This window comes from Ligilactobacillus acidipiscis DSM 15836 (genome assembly GCF_001435755.1).
In the GTDB taxonomy this organism is placed as follows: Bacteria; Bacillota; Bacilli; order Lactobacillales; family Lactobacillaceae; genus Ligilactobacillus; species Ligilactobacillus acidipiscis.
In genome coordinates this window covers 1-22,828 of record NZ_AZFI01000015.1, presented here as the reverse complement: position 1 = coordinate 22,828, position 22,828 = coordinate 1, and the positions used below count along the sequence as shown (strand labels likewise).

The window sequence follows — 22,828 nt, the reverse complement described above, 5'->3', positions numbered from 1 at the left end:
ACGAACTAGCACCACGCGTATTTAACATCAATAATTATACAAGGGCAATAAAGACTTTGCAATAAAAATCGTCAATATCAAGTAAAAAACCTTGACAGTCTTTGAATTTTTCAAGAAAATTCGTGGTAAATTATTATTTAAACATACAAAAATAACGTATTTTTTTAGAAAATGACTTGCAAATAAACGGTTTTTTTAGTAAGTTAATAACAGTGCTATTCAAAGCACTTGCCTTGGACTGAGTTTTCACGGTGCTCACCGCCGGTTGACACGGTTTAGGGGATAAAAAAGTGAAAGGTGGGAGATCACAATGGCAATTTCAAAAGACAAGAAAAATGAAATTATGCAGAAATATGCTCGTCATGAAGGCGATACAGGTTCTGCTGAGGTTCAAATCGCAGTGTTAACAGCTGATATCAATGAACTGAATGAACATATCAGTCAACACAAGAAGGACTATGCATCACAACGTGGTTTGCTTAAGAAAATTGGTCATCGCCGTAACTTGTTAGCTTATTTGCGCAATGAAGATATTCATCGTTACCGTGACTTGATCAAGAGTCTTGGTTTACGTCGTTAATATATTCTCAAAGGGTCGAAAATCGTTTTTTGGTTTTCGCTCTTTTTTTGTTCAAAAATTTTTAGCATAAAAAAATAAATCGGCAACATAGACTGCAAAAGCGTTTCCAAAAATGTATACTGTAAGTATAATTTTTATAATTTACTGACTTAAATTTGGGAGGAACTCAAGTATGGTGAAAAGTACATACACGATCAAGCTAGCAGGACACGATTTAACAATTGAAAATGGCGAAGTTGCTAAGCAAGCCGATGGAGCAGTTCTCGTTCGTTTTGGCGACACAACAGTATTGTCGACGGTAGTTAGTAAACCGGCTGCTATTGATGCGGATTTTTTTCCGTTAACTATTAATTATGAGGAAAAGAAATACGCAGCAGGCAAGATCCCTGGCGGTTTTATTAAACGTGAAGGTAAACCTAGTGACGGCGCAACTTTAATAGCGCGGATGATCGATCGACCACTTAGACCGCTGTTTCCAGAAGGATTTAAAGATGAAGTTCAAGTAACCAATTTAGTTTTAAGTGCAGAGCCCGACTGTTCTCCTGCTTTGGCTGCAATGATAGGTAGTTCGCTTTGTTTGGGTATTTCAGATATACCCTTTGGTGGGCCAGTAGCAGCTGTTGAAGTTGGGCGCGTTGCCGATCATTTTGTTATTGCACCGACAAAAGAACAGCAGGGGGCTTCTGACTTAGATATTACTGTTGCCGGAACTGCAGCTAGTATTAACATGGTTGAAGCTGGCTGTGATCAAGTTGAGGAAAGCGATGTTTTAGATGCTTTAGAATTTGGCGAACAAGAAATTAAAAAACTTTGTGCTTTTCAACAACAAATTATTACTGAAATAGGGCAGACTAAACGGAGTTTCGTTGTCGAAAAACCGGATAAGCAACTGGAAAGTGAATTAGCTGATCAAGCGACAGATGCGTTGAAAGAAGCAATTTTGACGAATGATAAACAAGAACGCGATCAAAATATTGCAGCTGTTAAAAATATGATCTTAGAGCACTACGATGTTGCTGGAGAAGATGAACTCCTAAAAAATGGTGCTGATTTAGCAGAAGTCAGTGATATTTTAGACGATCTTGAAAAGAAAATCGTCAGAAAATTGATCACAGTAGATAAAGTTCGTCCAGACCATCGAGCATGCGATGAAATCCGCCCACTTACTGCTCAAATTGATTATATTCCGCGAGTTCACGGTTCGGGGTTGTTCACGCGAGGGCAAACTCAAGTTTTATCGACGTTAACCTTAGCTCCGATGTCTGAGGGACAAACGATCGATGATTTAGAAGAAGAAAAAATCAAGAACTTCATTCATCAGTATAATTTTCCCCAATTTTCAGTAGGTGAAACGGGTAGAATGAGAGCACCCGGCCGTAGGGAAATCGGTCATGGTGCTTTAGGAGAACGGGCGTTGAAGCCGGTTATACCTGCGACAGCTGATTTTCCATATACGATCCGCTTGGTGGCCGATGTTTTGGAATCGAATGGCTCTTCCTCACAGGCTAGTATTTGTGCGGGCACTCTGGCGTTAATGGCTGCAGGTGTACCTATCAAAGCACCGGTTGCCGGGATCGCAATGGGTCTGATCAAAGACGAACAAGACTATACCATTTTGACAGATATTCAAGGGATAGAAGATCACTTAGGAGATATGGACTTTAAAGTTGCTGGTACTAAACAGGGAATAACTGCTTCACAAATGGATATCAAGGTCGATGGTGTAAATCGGAATATTTTAAGTCAAGCATTACAACAAGCTAAAAAAGCACGCTTAGAGATATTAGATGTGATAGAAACAACGATCCCTGCGCCAAGAAAACACCTTTCTTTGTATGCCCCTAAGGTTGAAACCATGCAGATCGATCAAGATCAGATCAAGGTAGTTATCGGTAAAGGCGGCGAAACGATCAATAAGATCATTGATGAAACTGGAGTCAAAATTGATATTGATGAAGATGGTACTGTTCGCATTATGTCAAGCGAACAAAACAAGATCGACCGCACTGAAGACATTATTCGGATATTAACTAAGAAAGTTAAGGTCGGTGAGATTTACGAAGCGACAGTTATACGTATTGAAAAATTTGGAGCAATCGTGGAACTATTCCATAATAAGCAGGCCTTGGTTCATATTTCACAACTAGCAAAACAACATGTTGATAAAGTTTCAGATGTTGTCTCTGTGGGAGAAAAAATGGAAGTTAAAATCACTGAAGTTGATATGCATGACAGGATCAAAGCCTCTCACAGGGCTATTATTGAAAATAAAGCCGTAGCTTCCGATTCTTCGCAACCTAGCAGTCGGCGAGATGTCAGGAATAAAAACAAGCAGTCCTTCCAGCATACTCAACATAAAAAAGCTCCGCAATTTGTAATCAAACAAAAAGATAAGTGATAGGAAACTACGCAGTTTTTTCGAAGAAATCGTTTGTAGTTGTGATTTTGCCCTTTTAGTACAAAGAATGCCTATAAGTATGCTATAATAGGAGCTTAAATAAGACAAAGAGGGGATAACTTGTGACTGGATATAATATTGCTATTGTTGGAGCGACTGGTGCTGTTGGAACAAGGATCATAAAAATGCTAGAACAATCTAGTTTACCAATAGCGGATGTTAAATTGTTAGCCTCTCAGAGATCTGCTGGGAAAGTACTTAAATTTGCTGGTAAAAATTTGCAAGTTCAAGAAGCAGTTCCGGCTTCGTTTGAGGACGTGGATTTAGCTTTTTTTTCGGCAGGAGGCAGTGTTTCTAAAAAACTGGCACCCGAAGCTGTTAAAAGAGGTGCGGTAGTAATTGATAACACGAGCGCTTTTAGGATGGACCCTTCCGTTCCCTTAGTTGTTCCTGAAGTTAATGAACAAGCTTTGACCAAGCACCAGGGATTGATCGCTAATCCTAACTGTTCAACGATCCAGATGGTCGTGGCATTGGAGCCGCTTCGCCAAGAATTTGGGCTAAAAAAAGTTATTGTTACGACTATGCAGGCTGTTTCTGGCGCGGGTAATCGGGCTATCCAAGAACTGTACACGCAAACCAAGGCAGTTTTAAATGGTGAGGAGCCCAAGGCTGAGATCTTACCTGTCGCAGGGGCAGACAAACATTTTCAAATTGCGTTTAATCCTTTAGCTCAAATCGATGTTTTTGAAGATGGTGGATATACCCATGAAGAATGGAAAATGATCCATGAAACCAAAAAAATCATGGATGATGAGGATATTCAGGTCACAGCTACTTGTGTTAGGGTCCCAGTTGCTATTTCGCACTCAGAATCAGTTTGGTTTGAATTGAAACAGGATGGAGCAACAGTTGCTAAGTTGCAGCAACTGTTGTCTGAAGCACCTGGAGTTATTTTACGCGATGATCCAACAAGGCAGATTTTTCCACAGGCAGTTCAAGCAGCAGGCCAAAAGGAGACATTTGTCGGCAGGGTCCGGGCCGATGGTGAGCAAAAGAACGCCTTTCATCTGTATTGTGTTGCAGATAATTTATTGAAGGGTGCTGCTTGGAACTCTGTTCAAATTGCAGAGTCGTTAGACCGGATGAATCTTTTGCAGATCCCGCATAATTGAGAGGAAGATATAATGAAAAATTTAAAACTTGCTCAAATTATTACCGCTATGGTCACCCCCTACAATGAAAACGATGAACTTGACACTACACGTTTAAAATCTCTGCTTGAATATTTGTTGAAAAATGGTACACAGGGCGTTTTGATCAATGGTACGACCGGAGAAGGGCCAAATCTGAGCGTGGCTGAAAAAGAAGAAATGATTCAACAAACTATAAAGATCGTTAACGATAGAGTTCCTATCATTGCCGGTGTTGGCAGTAATAGTACTTCCGCAACGGTAGCTGATGTCCAAAAAATATCGAATTATTCAGACTTGTCTGCTCTTTTGGTAGTCGTGCCTTATTATAATAAGCCTGATCAGGCTGGAATGATCGCACATTTTACCATGGTCGCTGATGCAAGTAAGATCCCGATCGTGATTTATAATATTCCAGGGAGAACAGGTGTTAAAATGAGTGTGGACACAGTTCTGAAACTAGCTGAACATCCCAATATAATCGGTGTCAAAAATTGTACGGGAGCAGCTGACCTGGCCGTATTGATCCAAAATGCACCAGAGGGTTTTTTGGTTTATTCTGGTGAAGATGAGGATGCTCTAACAGTCAAGGTTCTCGGTGGGGCAGGTATTATTTCAGTAGCGAGTCATATATTTGGTAATGAAATGGCTCAAATGTATCGGGATGTCGACTGTGGAAACGTTAGTGAAGCAGGCCAGAATATGCGAATTTTAATTCCAAAGGTCGCGGCTCTTTTCCGCCTGCCTTCACCTGCACCCGTGAAAGCTGCCTTGAACGAGCGAAATATTTTGGTAGGTGATCCAAGATTGCCGATTTTACCATTGGATGATGAACAACAAGATTTTTTAGAAAAAGTTTTAAGTCAAGAATAATTAAGTGAGGTGAAAAAATGAGTGAAATAAAGATCTCTGCACTAGGTGGTGTCAGAGAAAACGGAAAGAATATGTATATCGTTGAAATTAAAGATGAAATCTTTATTTTGGATTGTGGTTTAAAATATCCCGAAAATGAATTGCTTGGGATCGATACCGTGATCCCCGATTTCGATTACTTGCGCGAGAATTCAGAGAAAATCGTGGGTGTTTTTTTGAGCCACGGTCATGCAGATGCAATTGGTGCTTTGCCGTACTTTCTGAGTGAATTTAATGTTCCTGTTTTTGGCTCAGAATTTACGATCGCATTGGCTAAGATCGTATGTGAAAATGAGGATAGTTCAAAGAAATTTAATGATTTTCACGTAATAAATGCTGATACTGAAATCGATTTTGAGAACGCAACGGTTTCATTCTTTAGTACCACTCATTCAGTTCCCGAGTCTTTGGGAATAGTTATTAAAACAAATAAAGGAAATATAGTTTATACAGGCGATTTTAAGTTCGATCAAACAGCTACTGACAGTTATCGGACTGATTTTGGCAGGTTAGCTGAAATCGGTAAAGAAGGAGTCATTGCTTTATTAAGTGATTCAGCCAATGCGGAAAATCCATCTGAACCTGTTGATGAACATGTTATTGCTGATTTGATCAGTGAAACGTTCGAATATCACAAGGGGCGCGTAGTTGTGGCTTGTGTCGCATCTAATTTAATGCGTGGGCAACAGGTTTTGGATGCTGCCGCTGCTAATGAACGTAAGGTCACGCTAACAGGATTTGATGCCGAGAAAGTAATTAATACTGCCTTGAAGATGAAGAAGCTCCAATTACCCAAAAAGGATCTATTGATCAAACCTGCTGATATGAGTAAGTATGCTCCTGAGCAATTAGTCATATTGGAGGCTGGTCGTGCTGGAGAACCATTGAAATCCTTGTATCGGATGGCAACTGGTAAATATAAGGGCATCAATCTGTCTGATGGCGACTTAGCGTTTATCACGACAACGCCATCACATGCAATGGATACAAAAGTCGCTAAAACTCGTGATATGATTTATCGTTCTGGCGCAGAAGTAAAGGCTATTTCAGATGAATATAATTCCTCTGGCCATGCAAGTAAGCGTGATCTACAGTTGTTGATCAACTTACTCAAGCCTAAATATGTTGTACCAATTCAAGGTGAATATCGCTTGTTGGTTGCACATGCTGAATCTGCCGAGCAAGTCGGTATCAAGCCACAGAATATATTTCTGCTAAAAAACGGTGATCTTTTGGAATATGACAAGGGTAAAATGATCATGGCATCGTCTATTGAAGCTGGTAATACAATGATCGACGGCAGTGGAGTTGGCGATATTGGCAATATTGTGCTGCGTGATCGAAAGGTTCTTTCTGACGATGGGATCTTTATAGCTGTGGTCACGATCGACCGTAAAAAGCATCGGATCATTGATACGCCTAAAATCACTTCTCGCGGCTTTGTCTTTGTTAAAGCAAGTAAAGACTTAATGACTGAAAGTGGCGAGATTGTTAAAAAGGTAGTCCAAAATAATTTAGATAATAAAGAATTTGATTGGAGCCACCTGAAACAAGATATCAGGGAAAACTTAAACCACTATCTTTATGAACAAACGCATCGCCATCCAGTGATATTGCCAATCATCATGGAGGTTAATCAACACCGTCATTATAAAAAGAAAAAGCAAGCTTCCAAGTAAACGAATGTTTGGGTGACAGAAATTAATGAAGGATGACAGAAAAAAACTGCAAATTCAAGCCGAGACAGCGCTGCATGAAAAAAATTACCAACTTGCAGTAGATCTTTTTTCCAAACTGTACTTGACTAAAAAGTCTGCGCGTGGGAATTTTTTCTTAGTTCAAGCTTTAGCAGGTTTGAAAGATTATTCAGTTGCATTGGAATTTGCACAAGAATATATAAATAGTTATTTAGCTGAAGACGAACGACTGGTTTTTTATATTCACGTGGCAGTTTTTGCTGGAAAAAGTCTTAAGGTCTACCAATTACTTGAAAGCTTAAAGCCTTATTTGACTGCTAGTGAAAGTCAGTTATTCTATTCGACACTATCTTTCGAATTTGAACTTTTTGAGCAACAAGGAATGGTTGATATTGCGCAGTTAAAAAAGCAACTGCATTATTTGGGAGCTTTGGAGCCGCTTAAACAGCGGACTGTGGCAAAAAAGGCAGCTGCATTATCGTATCAAGATTTTGTTGTGGTAGTTAAAGATGTACTAGTAGATAAAAATGTCCATCCAATAGTGCGGACATCGTTTTTAAATGATTTACGTTTACTAAACGTTCGGGAGGAATTTGACTTTCAGTCTTTTTTGAACGGTAAGATGAGGCTTATTCCACAACAGCTTAAGGGTCTTGAGCAAACTGAAGCTTTTCAAAGTTATGCTGCGCTGATATTAGGCGATACTTCGCGTCCAACAAATCTTTCACAGCAGATTTTAGATGAGATAACTTTAAAACTAATGATACTCTATCCTAATTTTTTAGAAGTAGAACAAAAGCAGGACCTTTGGTATCACGTTTTATTAAACGAGCAGCAGTTTTTAAAAGCTACCGAAAGTTATGCACAGATCGCGACAAAGTTAGAAAAAAGTATTGCCGAATGGGGTCCAAGCTCAAAATAATTTAAAAAAGATAAAAAATCTTGAATATTTTCGATTTTTAGTGTTTACAAATAGATATTGTATCTATATAATAATTCAAGGATTCTTCAATATCTTCGGTTGCAAGTGTCTCTTGATGCTTGGAATTGGAGGGAAGAAGTAGTATAATTAAAATCAAAGGATTATCGGCAGATTATTGCGGGTTTTCTTTGTAAAATCACAGGAGGTTCGTATTAATGGCAAAAGAACATTACGAAAGAACAAAGCCGCATGTTAACATTGGTACTATCGGACACGTTGACCATGGTAAATCAACTTTAACAGCTGCTATTACTAAAGTTTTATCTGAATCTGACAAAGGTGTGGCAGAATTCCAGGATTATGCATCTATCGATGCTGCTCCAGAAGAGCAAGAACGTGGAATCACAATCAATACTTCACATATTGAATTTGAAACTGAAAAACGTCATTACGCTCATATTGATGCCCCAGGACATGCCGATTATGTTAAGAACATGATCACTGGTGCCGCTCAGATGGACGGTGCTATCTTGGTAGTTGCCGCTACTGATGGCCCAATGCCACAGACACGTGAACATATCTTGCTTGCTCGTCAGGTTGGTGTTGAATACATCGTTGTCTTCTTGAACAAGACAGACCTTGTTGACGATGACGAATTACTTGACTTGGTTGAAATGGAAGTTCGCGATCTTTTGAGCGAATATGACTTCCCTGGTGACGATATTCCTGTTGTTCGTGGTTCAGCTCTTAAAGCATTACAAGGCGACCCAGAAGAACAAAAACATGTTCAAGAATTACTTGACATCGTTGATGAATATATTCCAACTCCAGATCGTCCAATTGACAAACCATTCTTGATGCCTATTGAAGACGTATTTACGATTACTGGTCGTGGTACTGTTGCTTCTGGCCGTATCGATCGTGGCCAAGCTAAAATTGGTGATGAAGTTGAAATCGTTGGTTTAAGAGACGACGTTATCAAGACAACTATCACTGGTGTTGAAATGTTCCGTAAGACACTTGATGTTGGTGAAGCTGGCGACAATATCGGTGCTTTGCTACGTGGTGTTGACCGTGACCAAGTTATCCGTGGCCAAGTTTTGGCACAACCAGGTTCGATCCAAACACACAAGAAGTTCAAGGGTGAAGTTTACGTCTTATCTAAAGAAGAAGGCGGACGTCATACACCATTCTTCTCAAATTACCGTCCACAATTCTACTTCCATACAACAGATGTTACTGGTGTGATTGAATTGCCAGAAGGTGTTGAGATGGTTATGCCTGGTGATAACGTAACATTTACTGTTGAATTGATTTCACCAGTTGCTATTGAAAAAGGTCTTAAATTCACTGTTCGTGAAGGTGGCCATACTGTTGGTGCCGGTGTTGTTTCTGAAATTGACGACTAAAACAGTTTTAAGGGGTTCGGGCATTGCTCGAACTCTTTTTTTGTTTTTAAATGTGGTTAATATTATTACTTTTTGCGTTGAAACATTTACATTTCGGCTTTTGTAGGTTACACTAATTTAGTATGCAATTAACATATTGTACAAACTTATTTGCTCGGAGGGAAAATAATGTCTGCAAAATGGGAAAAAGAAGAAGGCACAAACAATGGTAAACTTACCTTTGATATCCAGCCTGAAAAAATTAAGGAAGGTTTAGATACTGCCTTTAATCGTGTTAAAAAATCTTTGAATGTGCCAGGGTTCCGTAAGGGAAAGGTTCCTCGCCAGATTTTCAATAAAATGTATGGTGAAGAATCATTATATCAAGATGCATTGAATGCAATCTTGCCTGAAGAATATTCAAAAGCTGTTCAAGAAAGTGATATTAAGCCAGTTGATCAGCCTGAAATTAATGTTGAATCAATGGAGAAAGATTCTGCTTGGGTTTTAAGTGCTAAAGTGACTGTTGAACCAGAAGTAGAATTAGGTCAATACAAAGATCTTGAAGTTACTCCTCATCCAACACGTGTCTTAAAAGCTGATGTTGAAAAGGCTTTGGAAGACAAACGCCAACAACAAGCTGAACTTGTCTTGAAGGAAGATGAACCAGCCGCTGATGGCGACACAGTTGTTATCGACTATGAAGGTTCCGTTGATGGTGTTCCTTTTGATGGTGGCAAGGCTGACAACCAATCATTAGAACTTGGTTCAGGCCAATTCATCCCTGGTTTTGAAGACCAACTTGTTGGTCATAAATCAGGTGACGATGTAACTGTTAAAGTTACATTTCCAAAAGATTACCAAGCAACTGATCTTGCTGGTAAAGAAGCGGTCTTTGCTACAAAGATTCATGAAGTTAAAGAAAAAGAACTTCCTGAACTTGACGACGAATTTGCTAAAGATGTTGATGAAGACGTCGATACTTTAGAAGAATTAAAAGCTAAGATCAAGGAAGATTTGAAGTCCAAAAAGGTTTCTGAAGCTAAGAGTGCTATCGAAGACGAAGCAATTGGCTATGCAGTTGACAACGCTAAAATCGGTGAAATTCCAGATGCGATGATCGAAGAAGATGTTCATCGTCAAATGGATCAGTTTATGTCAAGCATGCAACAACAAGGCATTACTGCTGACATGTATTATCAACTAACAGGTTCTTCTGAAGATGATCTGCATAAGCGTTTTGAAGCAGGCGCCGAAAAACGTGTTAAGACTAATCTCGTCTTAGAAGCTATCGTTAAAGCAGAAGACGTTAAAGCTAGTGACGAAGAAGTTGCTAAAGAAATTAAAGAATTGGCTGATCAGTATGGTTTAGATGAAAAGGCTGTTCGCTCCGCACTTTCTGACGATATGTTACAACATGACATTGCTATCAGAAAAGTTGTTGACGAAATTGCTGATTCTGCAAAACAAACTCGTAAGCCTGATGACAAAAAAGACGCTGAAAAAGACGAAAAATAATTTTTCGTTTAGTAACCAAAAAATCACGGTGATCCATGTTGGACAACCGTGATTTTTTGGTTATAGTCGTATGAATTTTGGCTATAGGCCAACTATTCGCCTTTTTAACTCAGATTTGATAGAATGGGCGTAACTAGTAAACAAGGGTGATATTTAATGTATGAAAACATGGATGGTAATGGACCAGTAACTTGTTCTTTTTGTGGAAAATCAGAAAATCAAGTTAAGAGTATGATTTCAGGCCCAGGTGTCTATATATGTAATGAATGTGTAGCATTGGCGGAATCTATTATTAATGAAGAAGCTAAATCTGACGTAAAAAATGATTTAGGTGAAGTTCCAACACCGCAACAAATCGTGCAAATGTTAGATGATTATGTGATCGGACAAACAGAAGCTAAGCGAACTTTAGCTGTTGCTGTGTACAATCATTATAAGCGTGTCAATGCGTCATTGAACGCTGCTGATGACGAAACTGAATTACAAAAAAGTAATATTTGTTTAGTCGGGCCAACTGGTTCTGGTAAAACATTTTTAGCACAAAATTTAGCTAAGATCCTGAACGTTCCATTTGCAATTGCGGATGCAACAACATTAACTGAAGCGGGTTATGTTGGTGAAGACGTTGAAAACATTTTACTGAAATTATTGCAAAACGCTGATTACGATGTTGATCGTGCGGAGCATGGGATCGTGTATATTGACGAAATTGATAAGATCGCTAAGAAAAGTGAAAATGTTTCGATTACACGCGACGTTTCGGGTGAAGGTGTACAGCAGGCTTTATTGAAAATCTTAGAAGGAACTGTCGCAAGTGTACCGCCTCAGGGGGGGAGAAAGCACCCACAGCAAGAGTTGATACAAATTGATACAACCAACATTTTGTTTATCGTTGGCGGTGCCTTTGATGGTATTGAAACGATGGTCAAGAATCGTTTAGGAGACAAGACTATTGGCTTTGGTGCAGATTCTAAGCAACTTTTTGATGAAAGCAAAAGTTTGATGCAGCAAATTATCCCAGAAGATCTGCTAAAATTTGGTTTAATCCCAGAGTTTATCGGACGTCTGCCTATTTTGACTGCTTTAGAAAAACTGGATCAAGATGATCTTGTACGCATTTTGACTGAACCGAAAAATGCCTTAGTGAAACAGTATCAAAAATTACTAGAACTTGATAATGTTGAATTAAGCTTTGCACCTGCAGCTCTTAAAGAGATTTCGCATCTCGCAATTGAAAGAAACACTGGGGCTCGTGGCTTACGTTCGATCATTGAGGCAACTATGCGTGATGTAATGTTTGATATCCCAAGTCATAAGGATATTAAAAAAGTTTCTATTACAAAAAACACGGTACTTGGAAAAGAGAAACCCAGGATCGAAAAAAAGGATGCTAAAGCATCATAATGCACTACGACCCATAAAATAATGGGTCGTTTTCTTTTTGAGAAGTGTAAGTTATTTGTTAAATTAAAAAAATTTTTGATATTGACCATGTATACTTTATTTAATTTTTCATTTTTGCTATCATTTGAAGGGAACATAAATTTAAGACTATTTAGGAGGCTAAAATGATGGATAAACCACAAATTGGTGTAATCGGTATGGCCGTCATGGGTAAAAACTTGGCTTTAAATATAGAAAGCAGGGGGTATTCGGTTGCAATTTTTAACCGAACTGCTTCTAAAACTGAAAAAACCGCTGCAGATCATCCAGATAAAAATTTAGTGCCATCATATTCACTCAAGGATTTTGCTTCTTCGTTACAGACTCCTCGTCGAATCATTTTAATGGTAAAAGCCGGACAACCGACGGATGAAACAATCAAGAAATTATTACCCTATTTAGAAAAGGGCGATGTTTTGATCGATGGTGGCAACACATTCTTTGAAAATACAATCAGACGTAACAAGGAATTAGAGGATTCTGGTATTAATTTCATTGGCATGGGAGTTTCTGGTGGTGAAAAAGGTGCTTTAGAAGGTCCTTCTTTAATGCCTGGTGGTCAAAAGGAAGCATATGACCTCGTTAGCCCGATCCTTGAACAGATCGCTGCTAAAGCCAAAGATGGTCAACCTTGTGTGACGTACGTTGGTCCTAATGGTGCTGGACATTATGTCAAGATGGTTCATAACGGTATTGAGTATGGCGATATGGAATTGATCGCAGAAAGTTATAATTTAATGCGTAACGTTTTGCAAATGAGTACTGAAGAAATTGCTGATACTTTTAATGAATGGAAACAGGGAGAATTGAGCAGTTATTTGATAGATATCACTGCAGATATTCTCACTCGTAAGGATGACTTAGGTTCTGGTGAACCTATCGTCGACAAAATTTTAGATCGGGCAGGCAACAAAGGGACTGGGAAGTGGAGTTCTCAGAGTGCACTCGAACTCGGTGTTCCTCAGTCATTGATCACTGAATCAGTTTATGCTCGTTATATTTCTGCTTTGAAGGATGAACGTGTTGCTGCAAGCAAAGTTTTGCATGGTCCCTCATTTGATGCTGCAAAGGTGGATAAGAAGGATTATATTGAAAAAATTCGTCAGGCTTTGTACTTCAGTAAGATTATGAGTTATGCGCAGGGATTTGAACAATTACGTGTTGCTTCTGAAAATTACGATTGGAACTTAAAATATGGCGACATGGCTAAGATTTGGCGCGAAGGATGCATTATTCGTGCTCAGTTCTTACAAAAAATAACTGATGCTTTTGAAAATCAACCTGATCTGAAGAATCTGATGCTTGATCCATACTTCAAAGATATTGCAGAAAAATATCAGGGTGCTGTTCGTGACGTTGCTTCACTTGCCGTTCAAGCCGGAGTTGCTTCACCTGGTTTTACAAGTGCGATCACATATTATGATCAATATCGTGCAGAAGTATTGCCAGCTAATATCATTCAGGCTCAACGTGATTACTTTGGTGCACACACCTATGAGCGTAATGACAAGGATGGAATCTTCCATTATGAGTGGTATCACGAAGAATAATTAAAATTGAAAAAGAAAGCTAGACGATGGTTTTGCGTCTAGCTTTTTTTATGAACGTTGTTTTTATAAAGAATGCCGGCATTTATGATGAACTTCTTTGTTAGATATGTAATTCTAAGGAATAAAATGTTAAAATTGCATTTGTAGACAATTGGAGTTTTAAAAATAAAGTCTGGAGTACCAGATTAGGAGAGTGCGACTTAATGAGTAATATTTTAATTGTGGAAGATGAAAAAAATCTTGCACGCTTTGTAGATTTAGAATTACAACATGAAGGTTATACAACTAAAGTTTGTAAAAATGGGCGTGAAGGACTTGATTCTGCATTACAAGAAAACTGGGATGCTATCTTATTAGATTTAATGCTTCCAGAGTTAAACGGCTTGGAAGTGTGCCGTCGAGTGCGCCAAGTTAAAAATACGCCGATAATTATGATGACCGCTCGTGATTCAGTGATCGACCGAGTTTCGGGATTAGATCATGGAGCAGATGACTATATCGTCAAACCGTTTGCAATTGAAGAATTATTGGCTCGTTTAAGAGCACTATTACGTCGAATTGACTTAGAAAGTGAACAAAACTCTTCCAAACAGACAACAGTCAGTTATCGCGATTTAACGATCGAAAAAGAAAATCGTGTTGTTCGTCGTGGTGATGAGATCATTGAGTTGACTAAGCGTGAATATGAGCTCTTGTTGGCCTTGATGGAAAATGTAAATGTTGTTTTGGCTCGCGATGTTTTGTTAAAAAAGGTCTGGGGTTATGAATCTCAGATCGAAACTAATGTCGTTGATGTATATATCAGGTATCTGCGCAATAAAATCGATCGACCAGGTGAAGATAGTTACATTCAAACGGTGCGTGGAACTGGTTACGTTATGCGGTCGTAATGGACGAGCAAATTGTAACTGGCAAAGATGGCGAACAGGGTGTTAAAAACGACAAACGTTTCGTTTCATTAAAAGTTAAATGGTCGGTCGGAATGGGGCTTGGAGTTTTAATAATTTTTGCTATTTTTGCTGTTTTGTTATTTCAAAGCTTTTCAAGTATTTTGTTACGACAAGAAAAAACTTATTCTTACAATGCTTTGTCTACTGCTTCCGAACGGTTGGAAAACCAGGATTCTGAATTAGACGCTAAGCATGTTAAACAGGTCTTAAGTTATGATGTGGCTCCTACCGAAGAAAAAGGGCAAAATACTCCTGCTCCTTATACGGACGCGGCGTTTACCTCGTTGGCACGTAAGAATTTAGCTGTTAGTGTATATGACTTATCTGGAGATTTGATTTTTGCTTCGCGTAATGTTCCATATCATTTCAAAAAGGCCGGTTCAAATAAAGATGCTGTGATCCGTGATGGTTCACATCATATTTTCGTTACTAGTCGAGCGGTTAGATCGAATTCAACCAACCAGGTGATCGGATATGCGCAGGTCACAAATACTCTTAAAGATTATGATCAAGCCAGAAGCAAGTTTATTCTAATTTTTATTGTATTCGGTATTACTGCTGGGTTAGCAATTGCTCTGCTTAGTTTGGGCCTATCTTCTTGGTTATTAAAACCTATTGAATCTTTAAACGAGGCAATGCGCAAGCTTAGCACAGGAAACGAAGGACGAGCAATTGCAACTGTTAGGGTGCCCCAACTAAAGCAACGGGATGAATTATCAGAATTAAGTGAATTATTTAATGATATGTTAGATCAAATGCAAGGCTATATTGAACAACAATTACAATTTGTTGAGGATGTTTCTCATGAATTAAGAACACCAGTTGCTGTTATCAAGGGGCATATGGATTTGTTAAATCGTTGGGGGAAAGATGACCCAGAAGTTTTAACTGAATCTATTGATGCTTCTTTGCAGGAAATTACACGTATGGAAAGCTTAGTTCAGGAAATGTTGGATTTGTCACGTGCGGGACAAGTCAATGTTCAGTTTGGCAACGAAACTAGTGATATTCGGGAAGTAGCATTACAGGTCTTCTCAAACTTTGAAATGATCCACCCTGATTTTCATTTCAGTTTAGATAATGAACTGAAAGAAAAAACTGAAGTTAAAATGTATCGTAATCATTTAGAGCAAATCATGGTTATTTTGATGGATAACGCTGTTAAGTATTCTCAAGAAAGAAAAGAAATCTACGTTACTTTGTCCAAAACAAATTGTTTTGCAGAATTAGTTGTTCAAGATTTTGGTGCTGGTATTCCTGATGAAGAAGTAAAAAAAATCTTTGGACGTTTTTATAGGGTCGATAAAGCACGCAGTAGAGATCAAGGAGGAAATGGCTTGGGCTTGTCTATCGCCCAACGTTTATTAGAAGGATACCGTGGTAAGATAACTGTAGAAAGTGCGGAGGGGCAAGGTTCACTTTTCAAAGTTTCTATTCCCCTGTATGTTCATAAAACTAACAAACAAGAGCAAAATAAGAATTTAGACTAATTTTGATCATAAAAAAAGCGTGCTGTCTTTGTGAACTTCACATCGACAGTGCGCTTTTTGAAATCATTATTTATGATGTTGTTGTTTGCCGGCGTTACGCTGACGGTTCTTATTATGCATTTCTTGTTGTTGTTTTTCTTTTTGGACAGTTTCTTGTTCAACAACAGGTCTAGGTTTTTTAGCAGGAGCTTTAATAGGATTATCTTTAAGATCCGCTGCGATCTGTTTTTTGATCCGTGGACGCATAAACAAGATGATCAATGTCTGTAAACAAGCAAAGATACCACCGACAAAAAAGTAAAGTCCGAGCCCGGCAGGAGAAATATAAGTGATCCCTGCTGTCATGATCGGGCTGATTATGAGCATGGATTGCATCTGTTTTTTCTGTTGAGGTTCTAACCCGATCAAGGACATATAACCTTGTACCGCATAAATAATAAAGGTTAAAGCAGTTAAAGCAAAACTTCTGTTCCCTAAATTGATCCCAAAGAAATAGGAACTGGATAATTCGGGCGAATACCGAATGGCAGCATACAGAGCAGCAAAAATCGGCATCTGGATCAAAAGTGGTAAACATCCGATTCCACCAGTCATGGAGATATTATTATCCTTGTATAAGGCCATCATTTCTTGATTGGCTTCCATTTGTTCTTCTTGAGTCTTTGCTTCTTTAGAACGTTTCTGAATGTCTGTCATGTAAGGCTGGATCGAAGCCATTTTTTCTTGCTGGATCGTAGACTTACGAGATTGATTTATCATCAATGGCATTAAAATTAACCTGACAATAAATGTGATCAAAATAATTGCCCAACCTAGATTATTTCCTAGCTGTTGTGAGAGCCACATTAACAAATGCTGAGTTGGGACAGCCAAATTGTCATAAACCCAACCATATGGTTTCCCACTTTTAGTTCTTTGGACACAGCCGCTTAGAAAAATAACTAGGACCATAAAAAGGGGAAAAAGCTTGGTTATTTTTTTTCTATTCATTTCTAAGTCCTTTCGCATAGTAAATTACACAATTGATATCTTACCATATTCTAAAAATGTATTCTATAAACACCAAGCTTTTTTTATATTAAATCAAACAAATAAGAAAAGTTTTCCATATAAAAACCACCATACTTTTTTATTATGGTGGTGAAGGTTGTTAATAAACTACAGCAAAGCCATTATAGTTTTTTTGAGGAATTTCAGTAACTTCAACATGATCAACACGTGCTGCAGGGGAAGGGGAATCTTTGATCCCCGCTATGAATTTTTCGAGTATTTCCTTTTCTGCCTGAGCTTCGATATAGACATCACCGTTCATTAAATTGCGAATGATCCCACTTACTTTCAACCGGTCAGCTAGCATTTTGGCGGTGTATCTAAAGCCAACTCCCTGGACCAGGCCAGAAACCGTCATTTTAATTGTTTTCAAACAAGTCACCTCCTAATTGATCATGTTTATTATACTACAAGAATTTTAATGTTTGCATCTTTTGAAATTCGCCAGATAACTTAACCTCGCCTAAGCATTATTATTTTTCCTAGTTCTTTGAAAGTAAGGTATAATATTAAGGTCAGTTAAAAAATCAGTGTTTTTTATTTTTAAGTATGAATTAGTGATATTATCTAATGTTGAGGATAAGAATAAATGTTATGAAATAGGAGTTATCTTTTATGAAAATAGGAATCGATAAGATTGGTTTTGCTACATCTCATTTGTATGTTGATATGGCAGAATTAGCAAAAGCCAGAAATGAAGAACCTGGTAAGTATTTAGTAGGGTTGGGTCAAAGTAAAATGGCTGTGATTCCACCTTCTCAAGATCCAGTGACCTTAGCTTGTAGTGCCGCAGCACAGATTTTAACACCTGAAGATAAAGGTGAAATTGGTTTAGTGATTTTTGGTACGGAATCAGGAATTGACAATTCTAAGGCCGCATCTATGTATGTTACTGAGCTTTTAGATTTACCAGAAAACATCAGGTCGTTTGAAATAAAACAGGCGTGCTATGGTGCAACTGCTGGTATTGCCATGGCTAGGGGATACCTAGCTTTGAATCCTAAGAAAAAAGTTCTTGTATTCGGCGCTGATATAGCTCGCTATGGTATTAAAACTCCTGGTGAATCGACTCAAGGTGGAGGAGCTGTTGCTTTACTTTTGAGTGGTGATCCTTCCATATTGGAATTTGAACCGCAAACGTCATATTTAGCACAAAATGCGATGGATTTTTGGCGACCTTTAGGCCATTCTGAAGCCCTAGTTCAGGGAAAATATTCTTCTCAGATTTACTTGGATTTTTTTGAGAAAGTTTATCACGATTATTTAAGTAGGACGCACTTGTCGCTAGCGGATTTTAGTGCTTTGGTTTTTCATTTGCCATATACAAAATTGGGACTTAAAGCTCTTAGAAAAGCCACAGAAAATGCTACTCCAGAACTTTCTGCTAAACTTGAGGCACAATTTGAGGCTTCACGTGAATATAGTCGAAACGTTGGCAATCTTTATACGGGTTCACTTTATTTAAGTTTATTGTCGTTGTTGCAAAACAGTGAGGATCTGGTTGCTGGACAACGAATTGGCCTGTTTAGTTACGGTTCAGGTGCTCAAGGAGAATTTTTCTCTGGAAAATTACAACCTGGATTTAAAGCATTGGCTGCTGATAAGGCAATTTCTGAAATGTTGCTGCAACGCAAGCAAGTTAGCGTGAAAGAATATGAAGAAATTTATCGTTCTTCCTTAGAGATAGCAGATAATGTTTTGATCAAACATGATGATGATCCGGCTTCGTTTGTTTTAACTGGTGTTAAAGATGCACAAAGAAAGTATGCTTACAAGCTGGCACAATAATTACTACAAGTCGTTTTGCAACGGCTTTTTATTTTGCAAATTAAAAATCAAAATCACAATTTTTTTGCGTATTTATGTGTAGCTAGAAAAAAATAGGAGTGAAAAGCACATGGAAATAGCAAAGGAATTTTGTGATTTAAAAATCTATCCGCAAGCAGAACAGATCAAGCAGATCCAAAAATGTTTGGAACTTAGTAGGAATGTGATCCGTGAGTTAGACAAATGTCAATTGAATACCAATGCAGATACCGTGATATTAAAAAAAAGCAGAGAAATTGCCCAGCGTTTTTTTAATAGAAGTAACCATCATTTAAATCGTTTAGCACTGAACACAGTAATTGGTTCACTGTGTCAATATCGTTTTAACTGTAAAGCTTTGGCATGTACTGAAGAACCGCAACAACTTGGATTTTCAGCTGATTTTATAGCTAATTTTGGCTTGTGCTGTTTGTTTACGAAGGAATCAGGTGAAGCATTGTTATTGAACAATTTATTGATGCTGCCTATTTTAGGAACGGTTCCTATAGATTGTCCATGGGATCATTGTTTTAATAAGATCACTTTTATGTTTATTTACCGGTTAGGAAAATCTTACCGTGCAAGGATCTATAGTAACTGGCCTTTTGAAAAGCCCCAAAAGCAGGAAGATTCTTGGTTAGGGCTTAACTTTGGCAAACACAAGCTATTATTCTTGAGTAATGGCAGCAGTTTTTCTTATTATCATTTACTTGATGATAGGAAGAAACAAAACCAACAGTTTAAAAGACTTGATGCATTTATGTATTATAACGAGATTTTTCAAAAATTGTACCAGCCTACCTTAAATGGATTGATCATATTGCGTTCACAAATACCAACAGGAGTACCTACAAGTGTGTCTCTTTTTGAGAGATATCATTTTTTAATTTTTTTATTGGAGAAAGCTAATTCAGTCGGTTTAAAGGTCAGGATCGCTTCAAAATTTCCAATGGCTGGTAAAAATGATTTTGAAAAGGCGCAATCTATCAGACATGCTCCTGAATCTCAAGAAATTAATGATATAGAAAAAATAATCAAGTTTTTAAGACATAAATTGAGCGATACTTCCAGAAACGAAAAAGCAACACAGTTTGTTTTGAATTTTTGATCTTTTTTTCGTTGCTTAATTTTGCAGGCCATAGCTATGATGCTCACATTATAAAACGAAAAAATTTAATTAAATAAGTTGGCGGATTATCAAGCGACCAACAAGGAATCACATTAAGGCTGATTTGTTTTTTTATATAAATATTTAGCTTATTTCAACTTGTCGTTCAGAAAACGCGGGTATATCAACGATTCAATACAGTTGAACTTAAAGAATTTATATGGGAAAATAAAGTCATTAGATTAATGATGAATTATAAATGCATCGTTTTATTAGGGGAGATTAACATGGCGAACACAAATGAATTTGTTTTATCCGATCATGGTGAGGCGACTGCAGCGGTTATTCAGGCCGTAGTCAATAAAAGCCGCTATCTTCAAACGCTTCATGAAGCTCTTGAAGATCAAGATGATCGTTTGGTTTATCAATTGATCAATTCTGAAAAATACGCTCGTGAGGTTCAACAAGCTCGACACATATCGGCTGATCCGGGGAATGAGTCATTAGTTGAAGATCTACATGATCAGTTGAGTGCCTTTTTAAGTCAAAAATTAATTATATTTTTGCGTAATAGGTATCCCTTTTTTTATTTTGAAGAGATTGGCGAGGGACAGTATCAGTTCTATTTTGGAAACTGGTGGGGTCGTCGCTTATTTGGGGCCCTTGATGTTTTAAATGTTTCTTTTGATTTTGACGAGGTAGAATATCAAAAATTAGCACGGACATTTGCTTTAGAAACACAGCAAAAAAGATTAAATAGCGATCAAATCGAACAAATCTCATTAGAAAATGATAAATTACAAGAGTTGATCGACTCTCAAGAAGAACGAGATAATCAAAAAGCAGAGCTGCGTTCTCAGATCAAGCAAATCTCCCAAGAAAAAGTCATGCCATGGGAAGCTAATCGCCAAAAGGAAGAAAAACAAGCGTTGATCGATAAATTGACGGAACTAACTGAGATTGATGAATCTTCAAATAATGCTTTCCAGCAGATTAGACAAAATGAAAATCGCATCTTAGAATTGTCAAAGGAAGATACTTTATTGAGTTATGAAAAGCAAAGTATCATCGCAAAATTTGGCAGTTTTGAGAACTTTGAGGCGCAAAATAATGTTTTATATCGTGATTATATTGCAAATTTAATTGCTACTAGAGGGCGGGTGAGCGCTGATGAATAAAGAAAGCCAAAACGAAACGATTGTCTTTCAACCTGATGGAACAAGTACAGGAGTCAAACAAAAAGCAGTTATCAGCACTTCAGCCCGTTTACAAAATTATAATGATCAACTTAAAGAAGGATTGCAACACGGTATTTCTTTTACTAAGTTACTTGATCAAATGGTCAGCACTAATGATCCACATGAATTATTAGATGCTGCTTCAAAATTGATTTCTTTTCGTTTGAACACTGCATTTTTGGTCTTTCCGCAACAATACAGTCAAGCTGATTTTTATTTAATTTTTTTAAGTAGGTTATTGCAACAACATAGTAGTGATCAATTGATTTTGCAATCGAGTGATCGCAACCGGGAGTTATATCATGAATTTCCAGGAATCAATACTGCTGGCTATTTTATTTTCCAAATTGATCCTGTTAATGAAGGTGGAGCTTATTATGTTGAAAAGCAAACTGGTGAAAAGCTGTTTTATTTGAATTTTTCAAAGCATATTTTAAAATTTAATGCAGCGGCGATCACATCTCTTTTGGTTGTTAATTACCAAGAGAAATTTGTTTACTCAACTATCAAAAAGTTCGTCTTATTACTTATTAGGATAGGAGATTTCTTTAAGGAAGATTATGGATTTGATGTAGACTTTAATATTTTGGATCCTTCTAATTCTGCCGTTTACCCGATCATTAAAACAGATCTTCCGAATGGAGCTTTGGATAAGTTGTTTGTTGTGGCTTCTCAGGCTGGTTACATGTTAAAAGCAGGAAACAATGGAGAAGCTATCTTGGAATTGAAAGCAGATTTGGTGGTTACTTTCGGTGATGAAGATCAACTGATTGGTAATGGGCAATCTCAATGGGCTATCAATGTTACAGATAAAGAAGAAGACTTGTCTTGGTTTGACATAATTTTTAATTATGACTTTATCCGTGACTGGTATTTGAATAACTTAGATGTGTTGGAAATTCAAACTGATCGTAGATATTTCAACTAAAGAAGGATATTTTTGTGAAAGTTAATGAAATGAGTGTTATTGCACGGCATGCAATGTTGCCGTCGTATATAAACATGGCAAATTTCTCGGAACGGGAACGTCAAGCTACATTGTACACAGATCTGTCATTATCAGTTAGTGAGCTTTTTTTGGAGGTGCAATCTGATAAGTCACAAGTAATTTTAGACAAATTTTGTAATAGTGTCTGCAGGTTCTTGATTGTAGCAAGCAGTCAAAACTTGTTAGATAAATTCTTATTAGATAAAATACAATTTGCTCAATTTAAAAATAAGTGGGCAAGCAAGTCATTCAATACAGTTTATTTGATTATGGACCAGCAAATATTAAATGCTTATTTTAAGCATCAAACGGATGATTTGATTCATGCTTGGCATATGTTATTAAAGTTTGGAGCAGTAGACTTGCGTTTTTCAGAAGAAGAAATCGAGGACAGCTTTTTTCAGCTTTTTTCAAAGTAAAGTTGAAAAATAGTTTAAAAAGGAACTCGAGTCTGTAGATTTGAGTTCTTGTTTTTTAAAACGATCATTCACTATATATACAATCATTCAAAATAGCTCACTCTTCTTTTAGGGTGAGCTATTTTGAATACAAAAACATATAGGATGGTACGTGTGGTGCTAGTTTGTAACATTTAGA

Annotated in this window: 19 protein-coding genes; 17 read left to right on the top strand and 2 right to left on the bottom strand. The window is 37.6% G+C overall.

Annotation, left to right across the window (positions count from 1 at the left end):
• The first annotated feature begins 310 nt into the window (after nucleotides 1–310).
• From rpsO to FC65_RS02400, 12 genes are all read left to right on the top strand, one after another.
• Entirely contained in the window at nucleotides 311–580 is a 270-nt protein-coding gene (rpsO, locus tag FC65_RS02455) for a 30S ribosomal protein S15 (protein ID WP_010494555.1), read from the top strand.
• A 172-nt stretch (nucleotides 581–752) separates the two neighbouring features.
• A complete protein-coding gene (locus FC65_RS02450; RefSeq protein WP_056971416.1) occupies nucleotides 753–2,978 on the top strand; it encodes a polyribonucleotide nucleotidyltransferase in 2,226 nt (741 codons plus the stop codon).
• A gap of 122 nt (nucleotides 2,979–3,100) precedes the next feature.
• The gene (locus FC65_RS02445) at nucleotides 3,101–4,153 is read left to right on the top strand and encodes an aspartate-semialdehyde dehydrogenase (RefSeq protein WP_056971415.1); all 1,053 of its coding nucleotides are present in this window, start codon (nucleotides 3,101–3,103) and stop codon (nucleotides 4,151–4,153) included.
• Nucleotides 4,154–4,165: 12 nt separating this feature from the next.
• Complete coding sequence (gene dapA / locus FC65_RS02440) at nucleotides 4,166–5,044, top strand: 4-hydroxy-tetrahydrodipicolinate synthase (protein WP_056971414.1); 879 nt, start codon at nucleotides 4,166–4,168, stop codon at nucleotides 5,042–5,044.
• Nucleotides 5,045–5,061: 17 nt separating this feature from the next.
• Nucleotides 5,062–6,762, top strand: a complete 1,701-nt coding sequence (locus FC65_RS02435) for a ribonuclease J (protein ID WP_056971413.1) — start codon at nucleotides 5,062–5,064, stop codon at nucleotides 6,760–6,762.
• Nucleotides 6,763–6,787: 25 nt separating this feature from the next.
• Complete coding sequence (locus FC65_RS02430) at nucleotides 6,788–7,702, top strand: hypothetical protein (protein WP_056971412.1); 915 nt, start codon at nucleotides 6,788–6,790, stop codon at nucleotides 7,700–7,702.
• Between the two features lie 215 nt (nucleotides 7,703–7,917).
• A complete protein-coding gene (tuf, locus tag FC65_RS02425) occupies nucleotides 7,918–9,111 on the top strand; it encodes an elongation factor Tu (protein WP_056971411.1) in 1,194 nt (397 codons plus the stop codon).
• Between the two features lie 168 nt (nucleotides 9,112–9,279).
• Complete coding sequence (tig, locus tag FC65_RS02420) at nucleotides 9,280–10,608, top strand: trigger factor (RefSeq protein ID WP_056971410.1); 1,329 nt, start codon at nucleotides 9,280–9,282, stop codon at nucleotides 10,606–10,608.
• Nucleotides 10,609–10,764: 156 nt separating this feature from the next.
• Complete coding sequence (gene clpX, locus FC65_RS02415) at nucleotides 10,765–12,012, top strand: ATP-dependent Clp protease ATP-binding subunit ClpX (RefSeq protein ID WP_056971409.1); 1,248 nt, start codon at nucleotides 10,765–10,767, stop codon at nucleotides 12,010–12,012.
• Between the two features lie 167 nt (nucleotides 12,013–12,179).
• Nucleotides 12,180–13,601: an NADP-dependent phosphogluconate dehydrogenase gene (gene gndA, locus FC65_RS02410; protein WP_056971408.1), complete on the top strand. Its 1,422-nt coding sequence runs from the start codon at nucleotides 12,180–12,182 to the stop codon at nucleotides 13,599–13,601.
• 203 nt (nucleotides 13,602–13,804) lie between these two features.
• On the top strand, nucleotides 13,805–14,491 hold the full coding sequence (locus FC65_RS02405) for a response regulator transcription factor (RefSeq protein WP_056971407.1): 687 nt from the start codon (nucleotides 13,805–13,807) through the stop codon (nucleotides 14,489–14,491).
• Nucleotides 14,491–16,041, top strand: coding sequence for a HAMP domain-containing sensor histidine kinase (locus FC65_RS02400; protein WP_056971406.1), 1,551 nt, complete (start codon nucleotides 14,491–14,493; stop codon nucleotides 16,039–16,041). Before FC65_RS02405 ends, FC65_RS02400 begins: the two co-directional genes overlap by 1 nt.
• Nucleotides 16,042–16,107: 66 nt before the next feature.
• Here the strand turns inward: FC65_RS02400 and yidC are convergent, their stop codons facing one another.
• Both yidC and FC65_RS02390 read right to left on the bottom strand, forming a co-directional pair.
• Nucleotides 16,108–17,031 (bottom strand): membrane protein insertase YidC, encoded by a 924-nt coding sequence (gene yidC, locus FC65_RS02395; RefSeq protein WP_056971405.1) that lies wholly within the window; start codon nucleotides 17,029–17,031, stop codon nucleotides 16,108–16,110.
• A 160-nt stretch (nucleotides 17,032–17,191) separates the two neighbouring features.
• The gene (locus FC65_RS02390; RefSeq protein WP_010494497.1) at nucleotides 17,192–17,464 is read right to left on the bottom strand and encodes an acylphosphatase; all 273 of its coding nucleotides are present in this window, start codon (nucleotides 17,462–17,464) and stop codon (nucleotides 17,192–17,194) included.
• A 242-nt stretch (nucleotides 17,465–17,706) separates the two neighbouring features.
• Here FC65_RS02390 and FC65_RS02385 point away from each other — a divergent pair, with 242 nt between their 5' ends.
• The 5 genes from FC65_RS02385 (at nucleotide 17,707) to FC65_RS02365 (ending at nucleotide 22,650) form a co-directional block, all read left to right on the top strand.
• Nucleotides 17,707–18,879, top strand: coding sequence for a hydroxymethylglutaryl-CoA synthase (locus FC65_RS02385; RefSeq protein WP_056971404.1), 1,173 nt, complete (start codon nucleotides 17,707–17,709; stop codon nucleotides 18,877–18,879).
• A 109-nt stretch (nucleotides 18,880–18,988) separates the two neighbouring features.
• A complete protein-coding gene (locus tag FC65_RS02380) occupies nucleotides 18,989–20,005 on the top strand; it encodes a hypothetical protein (protein ID WP_056971403.1) in 1,017 nt (338 codons plus the stop codon).
• A gap of 287 nt (nucleotides 20,006–20,292) precedes the next feature.
• On the top strand, nucleotides 20,293–21,183 hold the full coding sequence (locus FC65_RS02375) for a hypothetical protein (RefSeq protein ID WP_056971402.1): 891 nt from the start codon (nucleotides 20,293–20,295) through the stop codon (nucleotides 21,181–21,183).
• Nucleotides 21,176–22,171 carry a hypothetical protein gene (locus tag FC65_RS02370; RefSeq protein ID WP_056971401.1) on the top strand — a complete coding sequence of 332 codons (996 nt, stop codon included), beginning with the start codon at nucleotides 21,176–21,178 and terminating at the stop codon, nucleotides 22,169–22,171. The genes FC65_RS02375 and FC65_RS02370 overlap by 8 nt, the downstream gene beginning before the upstream one ends.
• Before the next feature lie 14 nt (nucleotides 22,172–22,185).
• Entirely contained in the window at nucleotides 22,186–22,650 is a 465-nt protein-coding gene (locus FC65_RS02365; protein WP_056971400.1) for a hypothetical protein, read from the top strand.
• Nucleotides 22,651–22,828 lie beyond the last annotated feature (178 nt).